Source organism: Enterobacter sp. Tr-810 (genome assembly GCF_011752765.1).
Lineage (GTDB): Bacteria > Pseudomonadota > Gammaproteobacteria > Enterobacterales > Enterobacteriaceae > Enterobacter > Enterobacter soli.
Genome location: NZ_VWWW01000001.1, coordinates 1,354,268 through 1,372,562 on the forward strand (window position 1 = coordinate 1,354,268; position 18,295 = coordinate 1,372,562).

At 55.2% G+C, this 18,295-nt stretch carries 16 protein-coding genes; 3 read left to right on the top strand and 13 right to left on the bottom strand.

The window, feature by feature from the left end:
* Window positions 1-75: 75 nt before the first annotated feature.
* The 4 genes from glrR to purL all read right to left on the bottom strand — a co-directional run bounded on the left by glrR (window position 76) and on the right by purL (window position 8,050).
* Window positions 76-1,413 carry a two-component system response regulator GlrR gene (gene glrR, locus F3J30_RS06335; protein ID WP_014071360.1) on the bottom strand — a complete coding sequence of 446 codons (1,338 nt, stop codon included), beginning with the start codon at window positions 1,411-1,413 and terminating at the stop codon, window positions 76-78.
* Complete coding sequence (qseG, locus tag F3J30_RS06340) at window positions 1,410-2,168, bottom strand: two-component system QseEF-associated lipoprotein QseG (protein WP_166716658.1); 759 nt, start codon at window positions 2,166-2,168, stop codon at window positions 1,410-1,412. The genes glrR and qseG overlap by 4 nt, the downstream gene beginning before the upstream one ends.
* Window positions 2,165-3,598, bottom strand: coding sequence for a two component system sensor histidine kinase QseE/GlrK (gene qseE / locus F3J30_RS06345; protein WP_166716702.1), 1,434 nt, complete (start codon window positions 3,596-3,598; stop codon window positions 2,165-2,167). The genes qseG and qseE overlap by 4 nt, the downstream gene beginning before the upstream one ends.
* A 564-nt stretch (window positions 3,599-4,162) precedes the next feature.
* Entirely contained in the window at window positions 4,163-8,050 is a 3,888-nt protein-coding gene (gene purL, locus F3J30_RS06350; protein WP_166716659.1) for a phosphoribosylformylglycinamidine synthase, read from the bottom strand.
* Between the two features lie 267 nt (window positions 8,051-8,317).
* On the opposite strand from purL, the gene mltF reads away from it, so the two are divergent.
* Window positions 8,318-9,868, top strand: coding sequence for a membrane-bound lytic murein transglycosylase MltF (gene mltF / locus F3J30_RS06355; RefSeq protein WP_014071364.1), 1,551 nt, complete (start codon window positions 8,318-8,320; stop codon window positions 9,866-9,868).
* On the opposite strand, the gene tadA is transcribed toward mltF, so the two are convergent.
* From tadA to murQ, 4 genes are read right to left on the bottom strand one after another with little or no spacing between them, the layout of a single operon-like run.
* Window positions 9,756-10,262 (bottom strand): tRNA adenosine(34) deaminase TadA, encoded by a 507-nt coding sequence (gene tadA, locus F3J30_RS06360; protein WP_041162105.1) that lies wholly within the window; start codon window positions 10,260-10,262, stop codon window positions 9,756-9,758. The genes mltF and tadA overlap by 113 nt on opposite strands.
* A gap of 56 nt (window positions 10,263-10,318) precedes the next feature.
* Window positions 10,319-10,954 (bottom strand): phosphatidylglycerophosphatase C, encoded by a 636-nt coding sequence (gene yfhb, locus F3J30_RS06365; protein ID WP_166716660.1) that lies wholly within the window; start codon window positions 10,952-10,954, stop codon window positions 10,319-10,321.
* 3 nt (window positions 10,955-10,957) lie between these two features.
* Window positions 10,958-12,319 (bottom strand): PTS transporter subunit EIIC, encoded by a 1,362-nt coding sequence (locus F3J30_RS06370; protein WP_166716661.1) that lies wholly within the window; start codon window positions 12,317-12,319, stop codon window positions 10,958-10,960.
* A gap of 13 nt (window positions 12,320-12,332) precedes the next feature.
* Complete coding sequence (gene murQ, locus F3J30_RS06375) at window positions 12,333-13,226, bottom strand: N-acetylmuramic acid 6-phosphate etherase (protein ID WP_166716662.1); 894 nt, start codon at window positions 13,224-13,226, stop codon at window positions 12,333-12,335.
* 119 nt (window positions 13,227-13,345) lie between these two features.
* Here murQ and F3J30_RS06380 point away from each other — a divergent pair, with 119 nt between their 5' ends.
* Entirely contained in the window at window positions 13,346-14,194 is an 849-nt protein-coding gene (locus F3J30_RS06380) for a MurR/RpiR family transcriptional regulator (RefSeq protein ID WP_014071369.1), read from the top strand.
* Between the two features lie 56 nt (window positions 14,195-14,250).
* Complete coding sequence (locus tag F3J30_RS06385; RefSeq protein WP_014071370.1) at window positions 14,251-14,511, top strand: YfhL family 4Fe-4S dicluster ferredoxin; 261 nt, start codon at window positions 14,251-14,253, stop codon at window positions 14,509-14,511.
* Window positions 14,512-14,521: 10 nt separating this feature from the next.
* Here the strand turns inward: F3J30_RS06385 and acpS are convergent, their stop codons facing one another.
* The 5 genes from acpS to rnc all read right to left on the bottom strand — a co-directional run bounded on the left by acpS (window position 14,522) and on the right by rnc (window position 18,130).
* A complete protein-coding gene (gene acpS, locus F3J30_RS06390) occupies window positions 14,522-14,902 on the bottom strand; it encodes a holo-ACP synthase (protein ID WP_166716663.1) in 381 nt (126 codons plus the stop codon).
* The gene (pdxJ, locus tag F3J30_RS06395) at window positions 14,902-15,633 is read right to left on the bottom strand and encodes a pyridoxine 5'-phosphate synthase (RefSeq protein WP_166716664.1); all 732 of its coding nucleotides are present in this window, start codon (window positions 15,631-15,633) and stop codon (window positions 14,902-14,904) included. The genes acpS and pdxJ overlap by 1 nt, the downstream gene beginning before the upstream one ends.
* Window positions 15,634-15,708: 75 nt before the next feature.
* Entirely contained in the window at window positions 15,709-16,416 is a 708-nt protein-coding gene (gene recO / locus F3J30_RS06400; protein ID WP_166716703.1) for a DNA repair protein RecO, read from the bottom strand.
* 131 nt (window positions 16,417-16,547) lie between these two features.
* The gene (era, locus tag F3J30_RS06405) at window positions 16,548-17,453 is read right to left on the bottom strand and encodes a GTPase Era (protein WP_014071375.1); all 906 of its coding nucleotides are present in this window, start codon (window positions 17,451-17,453) and stop codon (window positions 16,548-16,550) included.
* Window positions 17,450-18,130, bottom strand: coding sequence for a ribonuclease III (gene rnc / locus F3J30_RS06410; RefSeq protein ID WP_014071376.1), 681 nt, complete (start codon window positions 18,128-18,130; stop codon window positions 17,450-17,452). The genes era and rnc overlap by 4 nt, the downstream gene beginning before the upstream one ends.
* Between the last annotated feature and the right edge of the window lie 165 nt (window positions 18,131-18,295).

Genomic DNA, 18,295 nt, shown 5'->3' on the forward strand with positions numbered 1-18,295 from the left:
GTCCTTAAACTCTTGCCAGTAAGCTGCCTCGTAATCGGTTGCTCACAGTATCATATTCATTCGGTTTTTGCGGTACTACTCTTTAAAATCGTTCGCTTCCAGCTCGTGCCGCGACAGCAATTTGTAGAATTCTGTGCGGTTACGCCCGGCCATTCGCGCCGCGTGAGTCACGTTGCCTTTGGTAATTTGCAGTAGCTTACGCAAATAGTTTAGCTCGAACTGGTTACGTGCCTCTGCAAAAGTCGGCAGAGCCGTATTTTCCCCTTCAAGCGCCTGCTCCACCAGCGCATCGCTGATCACCGGCGACGAGGTGAGCGCGACACATTGCTCGATAACGTTGACCAGCTGACGCACGTTCCCCGGCCAGCTTGCGGTCATCAGGCGCTTCATGGCATCGGTCGAAAAAGCACGGACGAAGGGTTTATGGCGATCGGCAGACTGGCGCAGCAAATGGTTCGCCAGCAGCGGGATATCTTCCGCGCGCTCGGCAAGCGCGGGGATTTTCAGGTTCACAACGTTCAGACGGTAGTAAAGGTCTTCACGGAACTCGTTGCGCGCCATCACTTTAGGCAAATCACGGTGGGTCGCTGAAATGATGCGCACGTTGATGTCGATATCGCGGTTACTGCCCAGCGGACGCACTTTGCGTTCCTGCAATACGCGCAACAGCTTAACCTGCAACGGCGCAGGCATATCGCCAATTTCATCAAGGAATAGCGTGCCGCCTTCTGCGGCCTGGAACAGCCCTTCTCTGCTGCTCACCGCGCCGGTAAAGGCCCCGCGCGAGTGACCAAACAGCTCAGACTCCAGCAGCTGTTCCGGCAGTGCGCCGCAGTTAATGGCGATAAAGGCATTTTTGCTGCGCGGGCTGGCATTGTGGATGGCCTGTGCCAGGATCTCTTTCCCGGTTCCGCTCTGGCCGTTAATCAGCACGCTGACGTCAGACTGTGCCACCATCCGTGCCTGTTCAAGCAAGCGTAACATAACGGGGCTGCGGGTCACGATGGATTCCCGCCATGCTTCATCACCCGACGGTGCAGTGTGTTCAAGCGCGCTGTCGATGGCTTTATAAAGCGCATCTTTATCGACGGGCTTGGTCAGAAAACTGAATACGCCCTGCTGTGTGGCAGCGACCGCATCGGGGATAGAGCCGTGGGCGGTGAGGATGATAACCGGCATCCCTGGCTGCTGCTTCTGGATCTCCGCAAACAGCTGCATCCCGTCCATCTCGTCCATGCGCAAATCGCTAATCACCAGGTCTATCTTTTCGCGACTGAGCACTTTCAGCCCTTCCTGCCCACTTTCGGCGGTGACCACGCTATAGCCTTCGCTGACCAGACGCATTCCCAGCAGTTTTAACAATCCAGGGTCATCGTCCACCAGCAAGAGATGGGCAGGTTTGCGGCTTGTCATGGCTTCACATCCTCTTGTTTCGTGTCGCTATCCTGATCCGGCGAGGTGGATGGCGAACTCCCCTTTGTTCCATCAGGCAGATAGTTGCTCGCCGGTTTACGCGTTGAAAGCTGCCTTTCAATGTCCGTCAGGTTTTCAAGCTTGCGTGTCGTGGTATCAAGCTGAGCGCGCAAATAATCCTGCTGCTGGCGCAGCGTATCGAGTTCAGCATCGCTGGACTGCTGCAACTTGCCGTAGCGTGAGCGCTCTTCAGCCAACTGAAGTTGCTGCACCTGTCCGTCCCGCCAGAGCTGATACACCGGGCGAACCTGCGCCGGAATGCTTGTTGCCAGCCCGTCCAGACGTGAGGTATTGGCACGACGTTCGACAGGCGTAATTTTGGCATCGGCCAGTAAGATTGCGCGTTTAAACGCATCCTGCCAGGTGTCATCGTCCCACATTGCTGCCCTGGCGCGAGCTGTTGTCGGCGCAAGGCGCTGCGAGCAATCAATACCCCGCAACCAGAACAGCGGGTTTGCTTCAACGTCATGCCCCGATAAATTCCAGATATCGTCGCATCCCGTTGTCAGAAAATCGGCCAGTTGATTCTCTGGCCATTTGGCATCAGGTTTATCACTGATAGCACTCGTGGGTGCATGGGAAACGCAGCCTGCCAGCAGAAGACATGGCAGACCCAGGCGTAATTTTTTGCTGGAAAACACCGCGCGCACTGCGCGGGAAAAGACGTGTGACATACTCACCAGACATAGATTCATTGTATTGATTTTTCCGGCCCAAGAGGCAGTTCGATACGAAAGCACACATCCGAGCGTTCGTCACTGGCGATATTGAGCTCACCCTGCATTCGCCGTATGCAGTCGCGGGCAATACTCAGCCCCAAACCGCTTCCTTTAACCGCACCTTTTCGCTGATGGCTCCCCTGGAAAAAGGGTTCGAAAATCATCGCTTTTTCATCATCAGGGATCGGGGTTCCCGTATTGGCTACGTCAATAAACACACGCGAGCCATTGGTATAACTACGGATATAAATGTTACCGGATTCAGTACCATAGTGCACCGCATTGGAATAAAGATTATCCAGCACGCTCATTAACAACATCGGCTCGGCAAAACAGACTGACTCGCCAAGCTCCACTTCGGTATGCATCATTTTAGCTCTTGCTGGCAGGCTGTGTGCGGAGATAACCATATCCACCAGCGGCGCTATCGCAACTTTCTCCAGAACCACCGAGCTATCAGCCAGTTTGCGGTTGTAATCCAGCAGTTGCTCGATGAGCTTTTGCAAATTACGGCTGCTGGCATCCAGGATTTCGACAATCTCTTTTTGTTCGACGGTTAATGGTCCTGCGACCTCATCAGCCAGCAACTCTGTGCCTTCGCGCATACTGGCGAGCGGCGTTTTGAGTTCATGGGAGATATGGCGTAAAAACTGATGACGCTGAGATTCAAGCCATGCCAGGCGCTCGGAAAGCCAGATGATCCGCTGCCCGACGGAGCGTAACTCGCGCGGCCCCTTGAAAGCGACCGTATCACCTAGCGATTTCCCCTCGCCCAGGCGATTGATCATGCGCTGGATCCCCTTCACCGGGCCGATAATCATACGGGTGAACAGCAGTACCAGCCCCAGGCTGACCAAAAACAGCACCAGCGCCTGCCAGCCAAAGAACTGGCCTCGCTCGGCAATCTCTTGTTGCAGCTGCTGCCCACGGGAATAAATCACCGTACGCGTCGCCTGAACCATGTCGGTGTTAGCGCTGGCAAAGGCCTCAAGGCGCGCGGCGGCAGAGGCTGCCGGGCCACTGTTGTGGCACTGAAGCTGAGCCAGATCGTTAAGATCCTGACGCAGCGCCTGATACAGCTTGTCGTCAGGCAGGACACCTGCGTGCGCATCCAGCATTTCGCTGTAGCGCTTGCGTTGATTTTGATAGACCTTTTCCAGCGTGCGATCGTCCAGAACGCAATACTGACGATAGCTACGCTCCATCTCCAGCGCCGCGTTCGTCATCGCTTCACTGCGCCTGGCATCGACCAGCGTAGTACGGTTGGTCAGTGCAGCCTGAGCACTCAGTGCATTCAGGCTTTGCCATGCCTGCCACGCCAGCACCAGCAGAGGCAGCAGGATCAGCAAAAACGCCATCATCACGAGTTGTCGCAAGGAACGAGGGAAAACAGGCCAGCGTTTCAACACATTACTCTCTTCATGTTGGTTTCAGGAGAGCGTAACTGAGTCTGCCCTTCAGATACAACAAAGCCGGGTAAAAACCCGGCTTTGTTGTGGAATGAGGCGGTGCCTAACTCGACGTTACGCCCTGGCCTGATAAGCAATGCTTTTATCAGTAGTTGGACGGCAGGCACCTTTTTGTGCGTCATTCGAAGTTTATGTAGCACGTCCCGAAGGGGCTGACATAAGAAGGTGAATGAGCCACTGGTTATTATTATGCAACAGCCGTGCCAAAATACAAAACAAAATATTAACTTATTGAAATATATAATCTTTACTCGTTTAACCTGTAAATTATCAGTTGAATGATTTTCAGGCTAAGTGTCGCTATTCAGCAACACCTTAACGGGAACCTTAACTGCCATATATAAATCAATGAGTTAAATGTCTCCTTTTGGAGACACCTAACTCACAGGATTGTCGCGATTTTGCGACAAGGACAAAAAAGCCCGGTAGCGATGACGCTTACCGGGCCGACAAGAGTAAGTATGTAGGCCGGGCAAACCTGGTGCCGCCCGGCAGAACCGATTACCCCAACTGTTTACGCGCGTTGCGGAAAATACGCATCCACGGGCTGTCTTCGCCCCAGTTTTCCGGGTGCCAGGAGTTGCTCACTGTGCGGAATACACGTTCCGGGTGTGGCATCATGATGGTCACACGGCCGTTTTCAGTGGTGACGGCGGTGATACCGTTCGCTGAGCCGTTCGGGTTAGCCGGGTAGGTTTGCGTGACTTTACCGAAGTTATCGACGAAGCGCAGCGCCACCAGACCTTTGCTTTCCAGCTCGGCAAGGTGTGCCGCGTTACGCACTTCGATTTGACCTTCGCCGTGAGAAACCGCAATTGGCATCTGCGAGCCCACCATCCCCTGCAACAGCAGAGACGGGCTTTGCGTGACTTCGACCAGACTGAAACGTGCTTCGAATCGGTCGGACTGGTTACGCACAAAGCGCGGCCAGGCTTCGCTACCCGGGATCAGTTCACGCAAGTTAGACATCATCTGGCAGCCGTTACAAACGCCCAGCGCCAGCGTCTGCGGACGGTGGAAGAAGGTCTCGAATTCATCACGCACGCGATTGTTGAACAGAATGGATTTCGCCCAGCCTTCACCCGCACCCAGCACGTCGCCGTAAGAGAAGCCGCCGCACGCCACCAGCGCCTGGAAATCTTCCAGACCGGTACGTCCTGCCAGCAGATCACTCATGTGCACGTCGATGGCATCAAAGCCTGCACGGTGGAAGGCAGCCGCCATCTCAACGTGGGAGTTAACGCCCTGCTCACGCAGCACGGCCACTTTCGGACGCGCGCCGGTCGCGATGTACGGTGCAGCAATGTCTTCGTTGATATCGAAGGAGAGCTTCACGTTCAGGCCTGGATCGTTGTCGTTGGCTTTTGCGTCGTGTTCCTGATCGGCACATTCCGGGTTGTCACGCAGGCGCTGCATCTGCCAGGTGGTTTCTGCCCACCACATACGCAGGGTGGTGCGGCTTTCGCTGAACACTGTGTGGCCGTCTGCTTCAATCACAAAGCGGTCGCCCTGAACGGCTTTACCCAGATAATGCACGCAGTCAGCCAGACCGTGTTGTGCCAGTACGGCTTCAACGGCGTCGCGATCCGCGGCACGAACCTGAATCACTGCACCCAGCTCTTCGTTGAACAGTGCAGCCAGTCGGTCTTCGCCCAGCGTAGCAATGTTTGCTTCCACGCCGCAGTGGCCGGTAAAGGCCATTTCTGCCAGGGTAACCAGCAGGCCACCATCTGAACGGTCGTGGTAGGCCAGCAGTTTGCGCTGAGCAACCAGCGCCTGAATGGCATCGTAGAAACCTTTTAACTGTGCTACGTCACGCACATCGGCAGGTTTATCACCAAGCTGACGGTAAACCTGCGCCAGCGCGGTTGCGCCCAGTGCGTTGTGGCCTTTACCCAGGTCAATCAGCAGCAGGGAGTTGTCTTCGGTCGCCAGCTGCGGGGTGATGGTATGACGCACATCTTCCACGCGGGCAAATGCGGTGATCACCAGCGACAGCGGAGACGTCATCTCGCGCTGCTCGTTGCCTTCCTGCCAGCGAGTTTTCATCGACATGGAGTCTTTACCCACCGGAATGGTCAGGCCGAGCGCAGGACACAGCTCTTCACCTACCGCTTTCACCGCTTCATACAGGCCCGCATCTTCACCCGGGTGACCAGCAGCCGCCATCCAGTTTGCTGACAATTTGATACGTTTAATGTCGCCAATCTGGGTGGCCGCGATGTTGGTCAGCGCTTCACCTACAGCCAGACGCGCAGATGCTGCGAAGTCCAGCAGGGCTACCGGAGTACGCTCACCCAACGCCATTGCTTCACCGTAGTAGCTGTCAAGGCTTGCGGTGGTCACGGCGCAGTTAGCCACCGGGATCTGCCACGGACCAACCATCTGATCGCGCGACACCATACCGGTTACGGTACGGTCGCCGATGGTGACCAGGAAGGTTTTTTCCGCCACAGCAGGCAGGTGCAGAACGCGGTTAACCGCTTCGGCAACGGTAATGTCCTGACGATCCAGCGCCTTGCCCGCCGTTTTACGGGTTGTGACGTCGCGGGTCATCTTCGGCGTTTTGCCCAGCAGCACGTCCAGCGGCAGATCAATCGGCTGGTTGTCGAAGTGGGTGTCACTCAGGCTCAGGTGCTGCTCTTCGGTGGCTTCACCGATAACGGCATAAGGTGCGCGCTCGCGACGGCACAGCTCGTCAAACAGCGGCAACTGGTCAGCGGCAACCGCCAGCACGTAGCGTTCCTGGGATTCGTTACACCAGATTTCCAGCGGGCTCATGCCTGGCTCATCGCTCAGGATGTCGCGCAGGTTAAAGCGGCCACCACGACCACCGTCGCTGACCAGCTCCGGCATGGCGTTAGACAGACCGCCCGCGCCCACGTCGTGAATAAAGAGAATTGGGTTAGCTTCGCCAAGCTGCCAGCAGCGGTCGATCACTTCCTGGCAACGACGTTCCATTTCCGGGTTGTCGCGCTGTACAGAAGCGAAGTCGAGATCCGCGTCAGACTGACCGGAGGCCATTGAAGAGGCCGCACCGCCGCCCAGGCCGATATTCATTGCCGGGCCACCCAGTACGATCAGCTTCGCACCAACGACGATCTCGCCTTTCTGCACGTGATCGGCACGAATGTTACCGATCCCGCCTGCCAGCATGATCGGTTTGTGATAGCCACGCAGCTCTTCGCCGTTGTGGCTGTCGACTTTCTCTTCATAGGTACGGAAGTAACCGTTCAGCGCCGGACGACCAAATTCGTTGTTAAACGCTGCGCCGCCCAGTGGGCCTTCGGTCATGATATCCAGCGCAGTCACAATGCGCTCTGGCTTACCGAAATCTTCCTCCCACGGCTGTTCAAAGCCCGGGATACGCAGGTTGGAAACAGAGAAGCCCACCAGACCGGCTTTCGGTTTTGCACCACGTCCGGTTGCTCCCTCATCGCGGATTTCACCGCCAGAGCCGGTTGCCGCACCCGGCCACGGAGAGATCGCCGTCGGGTGGTTGTGGGTTTCAACCTTCATCAGGATATGCGCAGGCTCCTGGTGGAAGTCATAGCGCCCTGCTTCGCGGTCGGCGAAGAAGCGGCCCACCTCGGAACCTTCCATCACCGCGGCGTTGTCTTTATAAGCAGACAGCACGTGGTCAGGGGTTTGTTCCATGGTGTTTTTGATCATTTTGAACAGCGACTTCGGCTGTTGTTCACCGTCGATAACCCAGTCGGCGTTGAAGATTTTGTGGCGGCAGTGTTCGGAGTTAGCCTGCGCGAACATGTAGAGTTCGATGTCGTTCGGGTTACGGTTCAGCTTAACGAACGCATCCTGCAGGTAATCAATCTCATCTTCAGCCAGTGCCAGGCCGAGACGCAGGTTGGCGTCAATCAGCGCCTGACGGCCCTGCCCCAGCAGGTCCACGCTCTGAACTGGCGCAGGCTGATGATGGGAGAAGAGTTTTTGCGCGTCGTCCAGAGAGGTAAACACGCTCTCCATCATGCGATCGTGCAGTTCAGCGGCAACGGCCTGCCATTGTTCGGCCATCAGCGTAGAGGCTTCCACATAGTACGCCACACCACGTTCCAGACGGTTAATCTGGCTCAGGCCGCAGTTGTGGGCAATGTCGGTGGCTTTGGAAGACCAGGGTGAGATGGTGCCAGGGCGAGGCGTAGCCAGGATTAGTTTGCCGGTTGGCGTATGGCTGCTCAGACTTGGGCCATACTTGAGCAGGCGTTCCAGCTGTACTCGCTCCTCTGCATTCAGGGGTGCATTCAGGTCAGCAAAATGGACATACTCAGCGTAAATATTGCTTACCGGAAGGTCGGCTGCCTGAAAACGTGCCAGCAGTTTGTTGATACGGAAGGCAGACAGTGCAGGCGAACCACGCAGAATTTCCATCATAAGTCTCTCGTCTTCGAAGCGCCGGGGCGCTTACAGTGTGCGCAAGGGGGGAAAACGGGCGTCATTATAGAGAATCCTGAGCGCCGACGAAACCGTTTGCGTCGAAATAAAATCGACCGCGACATTTAACAATAGATGTGACCTCTCTCTCTAATTTGTTGCCAACTGGCGTAAGTTTGCGCAAAATGCCGCACATTCAATGACAAACCTTATTCTTCACATGGCTACAGCACACTGAGGCACCCGGCGTCGCAGAGAATTAACTAATTGAAAAAATTAAAGATTAATTATCTGCTCATCGGCATAGTTACCTTGCTGCTGGCAGTGGCCCTCTGGCCTTCTATCCCCTGGTTCGGCAAAGCCGAAAACCGTATCGCCGCGATCAAAGAGCGGGGGGAGCTGCGCGTCAGTACCCTGAGCTCCCCGCTGATTTACGGCGACATCAACGGCAAAACCATTGGCCTGGATTATGAACTGGCCCAGCAGTTCGCCGATTACCTCGGCGTGAAGCTCAAAATCACCGTTCGCCAGAATATCAGCCAGCTGTTTGATGACCTGGATAACGACGATGCCGATATCCTGGCCGCTGGGCTGGTGTATAACAGCGAGCGCAGCAAGAACTATCAGCCCGGGCCAACCTACTATTCGGTTTCACAGCAGCTGGTTTATCGCGTGGGAAACCCGCGCCCGCGTTCCCTTGCCTCTATTAATGAGCAACAGCTCGCTATCGCCCCGGGCCATGTGGTGATTGACGACCTGCGAACTCTCAAAGAAAAGAAATACCCGGATCTCAGCTGGACGGTAGATCCTAAGCTTGGCACCACTGCGCTGCTGGAGCAGGTAAAAGACAAAAAGCTGGCTTACACCATTGCTGACTCCGTGGCCATCAGCCTTTTCCAGCGCGTACATCCTGAAATCGCCGTGGCACTTGATGTCACTGATGAACAGCCTGTTACCTGGTTTAGCCAGCTCGATGACGATCAAACCCTGTCCGCCGCCATGCTCGATTTCTTTAATTCGATCAATGAAGACGGGACCCTGGCGCGTCTGGAAGAGAAATATCTGGGCCACGGTGAAGACTTTGATTATGTCGATACCCGGAGTTTTCTGCGCGCGGTAGATAGCGTGCTACCAGACCTGCAACCTTTGTTCGAGAAATACGCCCAGGAGATTGACTGGCGGCTGCTGGCGGCGATTTCTTATCAGGAATCCCACTGGGACACTCAGGCCACCTCGCCGACGGGTGTGCGTGGTTTAATGATGCTGACCAAAAATACCGCACAGAGCCTTGGCATTAGCGACCGGACCGATGCGGAACAGAGCATCAGCGGTGGCGCACAGTATTTGCAGGATATGATGACCAAAGTGCCGGAGACAGTGCCGGAAGAAGAACGCATCTGGTTTGCGCTGGCGGCCTATAACATGGGCTACGCGCATATGCTTGATGCGCGCGCGCTGACGGCAAAAACAAAAGGCAACCCGGATAGCTGGTCGGATGTAAAACAGCGGCTGCCGTTACTGAGCCAAAAACCCTGGTACAACAAGCTGACCTATGGTTACGCGCGCGGGCATGAGGCTTACGCCTATGTGGAAAACATCCGTAAGTATCAGATTAGCCTGGTAGGTTATTTGCTTGAAAAAGAAAAAGAAGCGGTAGAGGCAAAACAGCTGGCACAAAGCTATCCGGTGGTCTTGCCGAACGAAGTTAATCGTCCGACGGCTTCAATTCTGCCTTTTGTTGCTTTTTCTGCTGCCGGCGCATTCGAAAGAAGTCACTTAGTAGCCCCGAACACTCTGGTGCAAGCACCCCGCCGATAGTCTTGACCTGATGGTTCATGCCCGGATGACCAAGCACATCCATCAGTGAACCTGCCGCACCGGTTTTTTCATCCCGCGCACCAAACACCAGCGTGCCAATACGGCTGTGCACCATGGCCCCGGAGCACATAACACAGGGTTCCAGGGTGACATACAGCGTGGTATCCAGCAGACGGTAGTTTTGCAGCACCAGCCCACCCTGGCGTAACGCCATGATTTCAGCATGAGCCGTGGGATCGTGGCGGCCTATAGGACGGTTCCACCCTTCTCCAATCACCTGGTTGTTATGAACAAGAACCGCACCCACGGGCACTTCGCCCTCTTCCCAGGCGCGTTGGGCCAGCGTCAGCGCGTGGCGCATCCAGTATTCATGATTGTGTTCGGGATTGGACAACGTTAGATACTCCAGTCTAAAGCGGGCGGCATTATACACACCACCTCCGCATAAGACTATTCGAGTTGCTGAAGTTCACCAACCGGGGTGACACGCCAGCGGTGCTGGCAGAAATAGAGCAGCGGGTTATCCTGCTTGCTGTCGCTGTAGCCGCTGTAGAGGCGAAGCGGCGTGCCGATCCGCTTTTCCAGTTGCGCCACCTTTTCGTGCCCGAGGCAGCGCATAGTCAGCACCCAGCCGCCGTAACCGCGGGCGATTTGAGTGGCGATAAGATTAACCCGCGGTAGCCACGGTGTATCGGCGTAGACCTGTTCCACCAGCGGCTGCGGCGAACCGGTAATCAGCCAGATATCCGCATCATTTTCAGCGAGGTATCGTGTCAGCCTTTCCTGCACAACCGGAAACGCGATCACATGACCGCGAAACCAGTGGGCAAAATCCACTTCAAGCTGTTTAAGCCGCGCTTCGCTGTGGCCGAATGTACAGCCCCACAACAGCAGGCTCATCGGCCAACGCGCAGCGCGCCCTTTAATCAGCAATGCCAGGCCAACAACCGGTAAGAGAGGCAGTACGAGCAGTGCATTCAGCGGCTGACGCCGTAGCAGGTAGCGCATAAACGTACCAAACATATCCTGCTGATGCAGCGTTCCGTCCAGGTCAAAAAAGACAACGCGACGCTCGTGATTAGCCAAACCTTACTCCTCTGGATCGTTGAATCCTAACAGCCAGGTAAACAAGAACCCGGCGATCACCGCTACCAGATAGCCTAACAGATAGAGCATGACTTTTCCGGTCACGATGGTTAACGCCAGCGGCAAACCGGAAATGCCAAAGGTGATCACCGTTGCCACTTTCCAGTAGCTGATGAGCGCACCGCCTACAGCCCCACCCAGACATGCCCCGAGGAAAGGCTTGCCGAGCGGCAGGGTTACCCCAAAGATCAGCGGCTCGCCAATGCCCAGTAATCCGACCGGCAGCGCCCCTTTAATCACCTTCTTCAGACGTGTATTTCGGGTCTTCATCAGCACCGCAATAGCCGCGCCAACCTGCCCGACGCCCGCCATCGACAAGATGGGCAGCAAAGCGTTATAGCCATGCGCCTGTACCAGCTCAACGTGGATAGGCACCAGTCCCTGATGCAAACCGGTTAACACCAGCGGCAGGAACGTCCCTGACAGTACTGCGCCCACCAGCAAACCGCCCCGGTCAATAGCCAAAGACGCACCATGAGCGATGGCCTCTGAAATCCAGCCGCCGAGCGGTTGCAGTGCAATAATCGCCACGCTGCCGGTAATTAAAGTGGTAAGCAATGGATTGAGGATAAGTTCAATCGAGCCAGGCAGCAGGGTACGCAGCTTTTTCTCAATCCAGCACATCAGGATAACCACCAGCAGCACCGCGATAACGCCGCCGCGCCCGGGCTGTAGGGCTTCACCAAACAGGGTAATCTGCGCCAGCTGCGGGCTGGAGAGGATCCCGGCCATCACCCCGCCCATTGCCAGCGAGCCGCCAAATACTTTTGCGGTGTTGACCCCCACCAGAATATTCATAATGGCAAACACAGCGCTGCCGAAAATGGCCAGAATACCCAGCAAGTTTGGATAGTGGGTAGCAAAGTCCCCCACGATATCCGGGCGCTTAAGGATATTGATGATCCCGGTGATCAAACCGGAGGCAATGAAGGCCGGGATCAGTGGAATAAAGACGTTTGCCAGCTGCCGCAGCGCATCGCTCATTGGGGCTTTGTATTTTGCCTTAGCCTGCGCTTTGGTGCGTTCAGCATCGTCAAACGAGGCGGTGACTTCTCCCCCCATCAACGCCCGCATGGCATCCACCACCTGTGCGGCTTTACCCGGGCCGACAATCAGTTGGTGCTGCTGGCCCTGTTTGACATATCCGCTCACTCCAGAAAGCTGCTTCAGGCGCGGCAGGTCAAGCTGCTCGTCGTCATGCACTTCAACACGCACACGCGTCATGCAGTTTTCCAGACGCTGAATATTTTTTTCCCCGCCAATCCCCTGCAAAATACCGCTGGCGAGCGCTGCCGTTTTTTCCATACACGCCTCTGTTTTAGTTTTCTAAAGCCGCCCGTAAAAACCCATGATGCGTATCGAGTTTTGCTCTCGCAGCGGTTGCATCCAGCCCGCTTAAAATCATCAGAATGGCGGGTTTCACATCATAATCCGTCTGTCTGAGGACGGATTCCGCCTCTTCGCGGCTTGCGCCTGTGGCTTCCACCACCATCCGGCAGGCCCGGTCAATCAGCTTGATGTTGGTGGCTTTCATATCCACCATCAGGTTTTGGTACACCTTGCCAAACTTGACCATCGCGCCTGTTGAAATCATGTTGAGCACCAGCTTTTGTGCCGTGCCGGATTTCAGACGTGTGGAGCCGGTAAGCGCCTCAGGCCCGACGACCGGGGAAATAGCAATGGCGGCGACCTGCGCAATCGGCGAGCCAGGATTGCACGAGATAGCAACCGTGGTGCAGCCAGTGTGGTTAGCATATTCCAGCCCGCCGATGACATACGGCGTGCGCCCGGATGCAGCCAGCCCAACGACCAGATCCCGCTCGCTCAGATTCAGCGCTTTCAGGTCATCTTCCCCGAGCTGTTTGTTGTCTTCCGCGCCCTCTACGGCTTTCAGAAGCGCGCCCGGGCCACCGGCGATAAGCCCGATAACCAGCCCATGCGGTACACCGAACGTTGGCGGACATTCAGAGGCATCGAGCACGCCAAGACGCCCACTGGTTCCCGCGCCCATATAGATGATGCGGCCACCCGATTTCAGTGCGGTGGCTGCCGCATCGACAGCTTTTGCCACTTCCGGTAATGTCTCTTTCACTGCCTGCGCGACCAGCGTATCCTGTTGATTAAAACGGTTAACCAGCTCCAGCGTGGAGAGTGCGTCCAGATCCATGGTTTGCGGGTTACGCGTTTCAGAAACAAGTGAGCCAAGATTCATCTTTTGTACCTCAAGAATTTTTAATTCATAATAATCACACTATAATGGAATATAAAATTCATTCAGGCGAGCAAATTTCTTTATTTGCAGCAGCAATCACATTTTCGCCAGGAGAACGTATGAACTGTTTAATCCGCATCCGCCAGCGTTACGCAGGCTTTGCCCAGAGCGATAAAAAGCTGGCGGATTTCCTGCTGACGCAGCCCGATCACGCCCGCCATCTCAGCTCGCAGCAGTTGGCGAGCGAAGCGGGAGTGAGCCAGTCCAGCGTGGTGAAATTTGCCCAGAAGATTGGCTTTAAAGGTTTCCCGGCTTTAAAGCTTGCCATCAGCGAAGCGCTGGTGAGCAATCCCAACCCGCAGTCTATGCCGGTGCACAACCAGATCCGCGGTGATGACCCGATGCGTCTGGTGGGGGAAAAACTAATCAAAGAGAATGTGGCAGCGATGCACGCCACGCTCGACGTCAATACAGAAGAAAAATTGCTGGAAAGCGTGGCGATGCTGCGTACCGCGCGGCGGATCATTTTGACCGGGATTGGCGCGTCGGGTCTGGTGGCGCGTAACTTTGGCTGGAAGCTCACCAAAATTGGTTACAACGGCATTGTCGAGCTTGATATGCACGCCCTGCTTGCTACGGTGCAGGCGATGGAGCCTGATGATTTACTGGTGGCTATCTCCTATTCCGGCGAGCGTCGCGAGATCAACATGGCTACCGATGAGGCCCTGCGCGTTGGCGGGAAAATACTGGCGATCACCGGTTTTACCCCTAATGCCCTGCAACAACGGGCAACGCGCTGTTTGTATACCATTGCGGAAGAGCAGGCGACGCGCAGCGCGGCTATCTCATCCACCAGCGCCCAAATGATGCTGACGGACCTTCTGTTTATGGCGTTGGTTCAGCAGGATCTGGAACACGCTCCGGAACGTATTCGCCACAGCGAGGAGCTGGTAAAAAAATTGGTTTGAACAGGGAATGCGCATATAATGCCCGCCCTGTTTGTGTTGTTTCTGAGAAATTCCTGATGGCGCTGTTAATCACCAAAAAATGCATCAATTGCGATATGTGCGAACCCGAATGCCCAAACGAGGCGATTTCGATGGGTGACAGCATTTATGAGATTAACAGCGACCGCTGCACGGAATGTATCGGCCACTACGAAACACCGACCTGCCAGAAAGTGTGCCCAATCCCCAATACGATACTCAAAGATCCGGCACACGTTGAAAGCGAAGAACAGCTGTGGGATAAGTTTGTCCTGATGCACCACGCGGACAAACTGTAAGGGTCTGTCTCTAACTTTCGATAATCACCGTCGCGCTGGCGTAGTGGCGTTCATCCGCGATTGTCACGTGCATATGCGCCACGCCGAGTTTCTCGGCCAGCTTCTGCGCTTCGCCCCATAAACGCAGGCGTGGCTTACCCAGTTCATCGTTAAACACTTCAAACTGATTAAACGCCAGCCCGTTGCGAATGCCCGTACCAAAGGCTTTGGCGGCCGCTTCTTTCACCGCAAAACGCTTTGCCAGAAAACGCACCGGCTGCTGATGCGCTTCCCAGATGGCCCATTCGTTATCGCTTAACACGCGTCGTGCAAGGCGATCGCCGCTACGGGCGATCACCGCTTCAATGCGGGCTATTTCGACGATATCCGTGCCTAAGCCCAGAATAGCCATTACTTGCGCGCTTCCAGCATCAGGCGTTTCATCTCTGATACCGCCTCTTTCAGGCCACTCATCACCGCACGGCCAATAATGGCGTGACCGATATTCAGCTCATGCATTTCTGGCAATGCTGCGATGGCTTTGACGTTGTGATAGGTCAGGCCGTGGCCCGCGTTAACTTTAAGACCCAGACCTGCCGCATAGGTGGCAGCTTTAGCAATGCGCTCCAGCTCTTTAGCCTGAGTGGCATCGTCTTCAGCATCTGCATAGCAGCCAGTATGGATTTCGATGTATGGCGCGCCCACGTCAGCAGCGGCTTTAATCTGGTCGAAATCAGCATCGATAAACAGCGAAACCAGAATGCCCGCGTCCGCCAGGCGTTTGCAGGCATCACGCATTTTGTGGAACTGGCCTGCCACATCCAGCCCACCTTCGGTGGTCACTTCCTGACGTTTTTCCGGCACCAGGCAGCAGAAATGCGGTTTGGTGTCGCAGGCGATGGTCAGCATCTCTTCCGTGACGGCCATTTCCAGATTCATGCGGGTATCCAGCGTTTGACGCAGAATGCGCACGTCACGGTCGGTGATGTGGCGGCGGTCTTCACGCAGGTGAACGGTAATGCCGTCAGCGCCAGCCTGCTCAGCGATAAATGCCGCCTGAACCGGATCAGGATACGCCGTGCCGCGTGCATTACGCAGCGTGGCAATATGATCAATGTTGACGCCTAACAGTAATTCAGCCATGACAATCCTCGGTATTTTGGTTCATTTCCCTTCCCCCTCTCCCTCCGGGAGAGGGCTGGGGTGAGGGGTAAAACGTTAACGTTTCGGCAAAAACTGCCTGAATAATTCGCGGCTCTTTAAGGGCTTGCCACCAAGATACGGCTTGAGTGCAATTCGGGTAAAGCGTTTTGCCGCGCGCAGGGTATCAGCATCCGGGAACTCGCGTTCATACAGCGCCCTGAGCTGCCGCCCGGTAAATGTACTGTTATCAATGACGATACTGGCGATAAAGCCTTTTTCCTCGCGATAACGGTACGTCATCGTGTCGTCTACCTGTTCACCGCTACCTGCGCAATGCAGAAAATCCACGCCGTAGCCAAGATGCCCCAGCAGCGCCAGCTCGAAACGGCGCAGCGCCGGTTCCGGCGTGCCGGTTGCACCAGCAAGTGCCTGGATACAGTGCAGATAATCAAAGAAAAGTTCAGAGAAGCGAGTCTCATGTTCAAGAACGCGTGAGATGAGTTCATTGACATATAGGCCGCTGTAAAGGGTGATACCAGAAAGGGGGAGCGCCAGAGAGACGGCTTCAGCACTGCGCAGGGTTTTCACTTCCCCTCGCCCGCCAAAACGGACCAGCAGCGGTGTGAAAGGCTGTAATGCGCCTTTCAGATTAGAACGTTTGGAACGTGCGCCTTTAGCAACAAGGCGCACGCGACCCGACTCTTCCGTGAAGACGTCCAGCATAAGGCTGGTTTCGCTCCAGGGACGACTATGCAATACAAAGGCGCGCTGCCATCCTTCCATCATACTCGTCGTCTTTCAAGTTGCAGATGCGTTGGCTGCGCCCGTTCACCCCAGTCACTTACTGAAGAAAGCTCCCGGGGATTCACGGCCTTGCCGCCTTCCTGCACCTCGAAAGCCATAGAGTATGAAAACTACTGATCTTCGCCGTAACCGAGGCTGCGCAGAGCACGCTCATCATCGGCCCAGCCAGATTTCACTTTCACCCACAGTTCCAGGTGAACCGGTGCTTCAAACATATCCATCATGTCTTTACGGGCTTCAATACCGATGGTTTTGATCTTGGCACCTTTGTTACCAATCACCATCTTCTTCTGCCCTTCACGCTCAACGAGGATCAGGCCGTTGATGTCATAGCCACCGCGCTCGTTGCTCTGGAAACGTTCGATTTCAACGGTAACAGAATACGGCAGTTCAGCGCCCAGGAAACGCATCAGCTTTTCGCGGATGATTTCAGACGCCATAAAGCGCTGGGAGCGGTCGGTGACGTACTCTTCCGGGAAGTGATGAATCGCTTCTGGCAGATGCTTACGCACGATGCCGGCGATAGTATCGACGTTCAGACCGGTCTCTGCTGAGAGCGGTACGATGTCGAGGAAATTCATCTGGCTACCCAGCCATTGCAGATGCGGCAGCAGGTCAGCTTTTTCCTGGACGTTGTCCACTTTGTTGACGGCCAGAATAACCGGCGTTTTGCCATCGCGCAGTTTGTTCAACACCATTTCGTCGTCCGGCGTCCAGCGGGTACCTTCCACAACGAAGATTACCAGCTCAACATCACCGATCGAGCTGCTCGCAGCTTTGTTCATCAGGCGGTTGATGGCACGCTTCTCTTCCATGTGCAGGCCCGGGGTATCGACGTAAATCGCCTGATACGCGCCTTCAGTATGGATACCAACGATGCGGTGACGCGTGGTCTGCGCCTTACGAGAGGTGATAGAAATCTTCTGCCCAAGCAGATTATTCAACAGGGTGGATTTACCAACGTTCGGACGTCCGACGATGGCAATAAATCCGCAATAGGTTTTTTCTTCGCTCATTCCAGCTCCAGCATTTTTAACGCCTGTTCGGCGGCAGCCTGTTCAGCCTTGCGTCGGCTAGAACCTGTGCCCACCACCGGTTCACTCAGGCCACTGACCTGGCAATGGATGGTAAATTCCTGATCGTGTGCTTCGCCACGCACCTGCACCACCAGATAGGATGGCAGCGGGAGATGACGACCCTGCAAATATTCCTGCAAACGCGTTTTCGGATCTTTTTGTTTATCGCCCGGACTGATTTCGTCCAGACGGGTCTGATACCAGTTCAGGATCAGCTTTTCTACGGTCTGGATATCGCTGTCCAGGAAAACGCCACCGATTAATGCTTCGACCGTATCTGCGAGAATAGATTCACGGCGGAAACCACCGCTTTTGAGCTCGCCCGGCCCAAGACGCAGACATTCGCCCAGTTCAAATTCGCGTGCGATTTCCGCAAGGGTATTACCCCGAACCAGCGTGGCGCGCATCCGGCTCATATCACCTTCGTCCACACGCGGGAAACGGTGATAAAGCGCATTAGCAATCACAAAACTTAAAATAGAGTCGCCTAAAAACTCAAGACGCTCGTTATGTTTGCTGCTGGCACTGCGGTGGGTTAATGCCTGTTGCAACAACTCCTGATGCTGAAAAGTGTAGCCCAGCTTTCGTTGAAGCCGATTAATTACGATGGGGTTCATGCGATACCAATAAATGAATGCGTCAAAAATGCAGCACACGAAACCGACCTGAGAAAACCAACGCGGTTTCGTGTGCCGTGGCACCCTTACAGGGCCAACCTTAAACTTCGGGGGAATATTCTATACACAACGACAGGGGATGTCGTTAGTTCGAAGAGATTTATC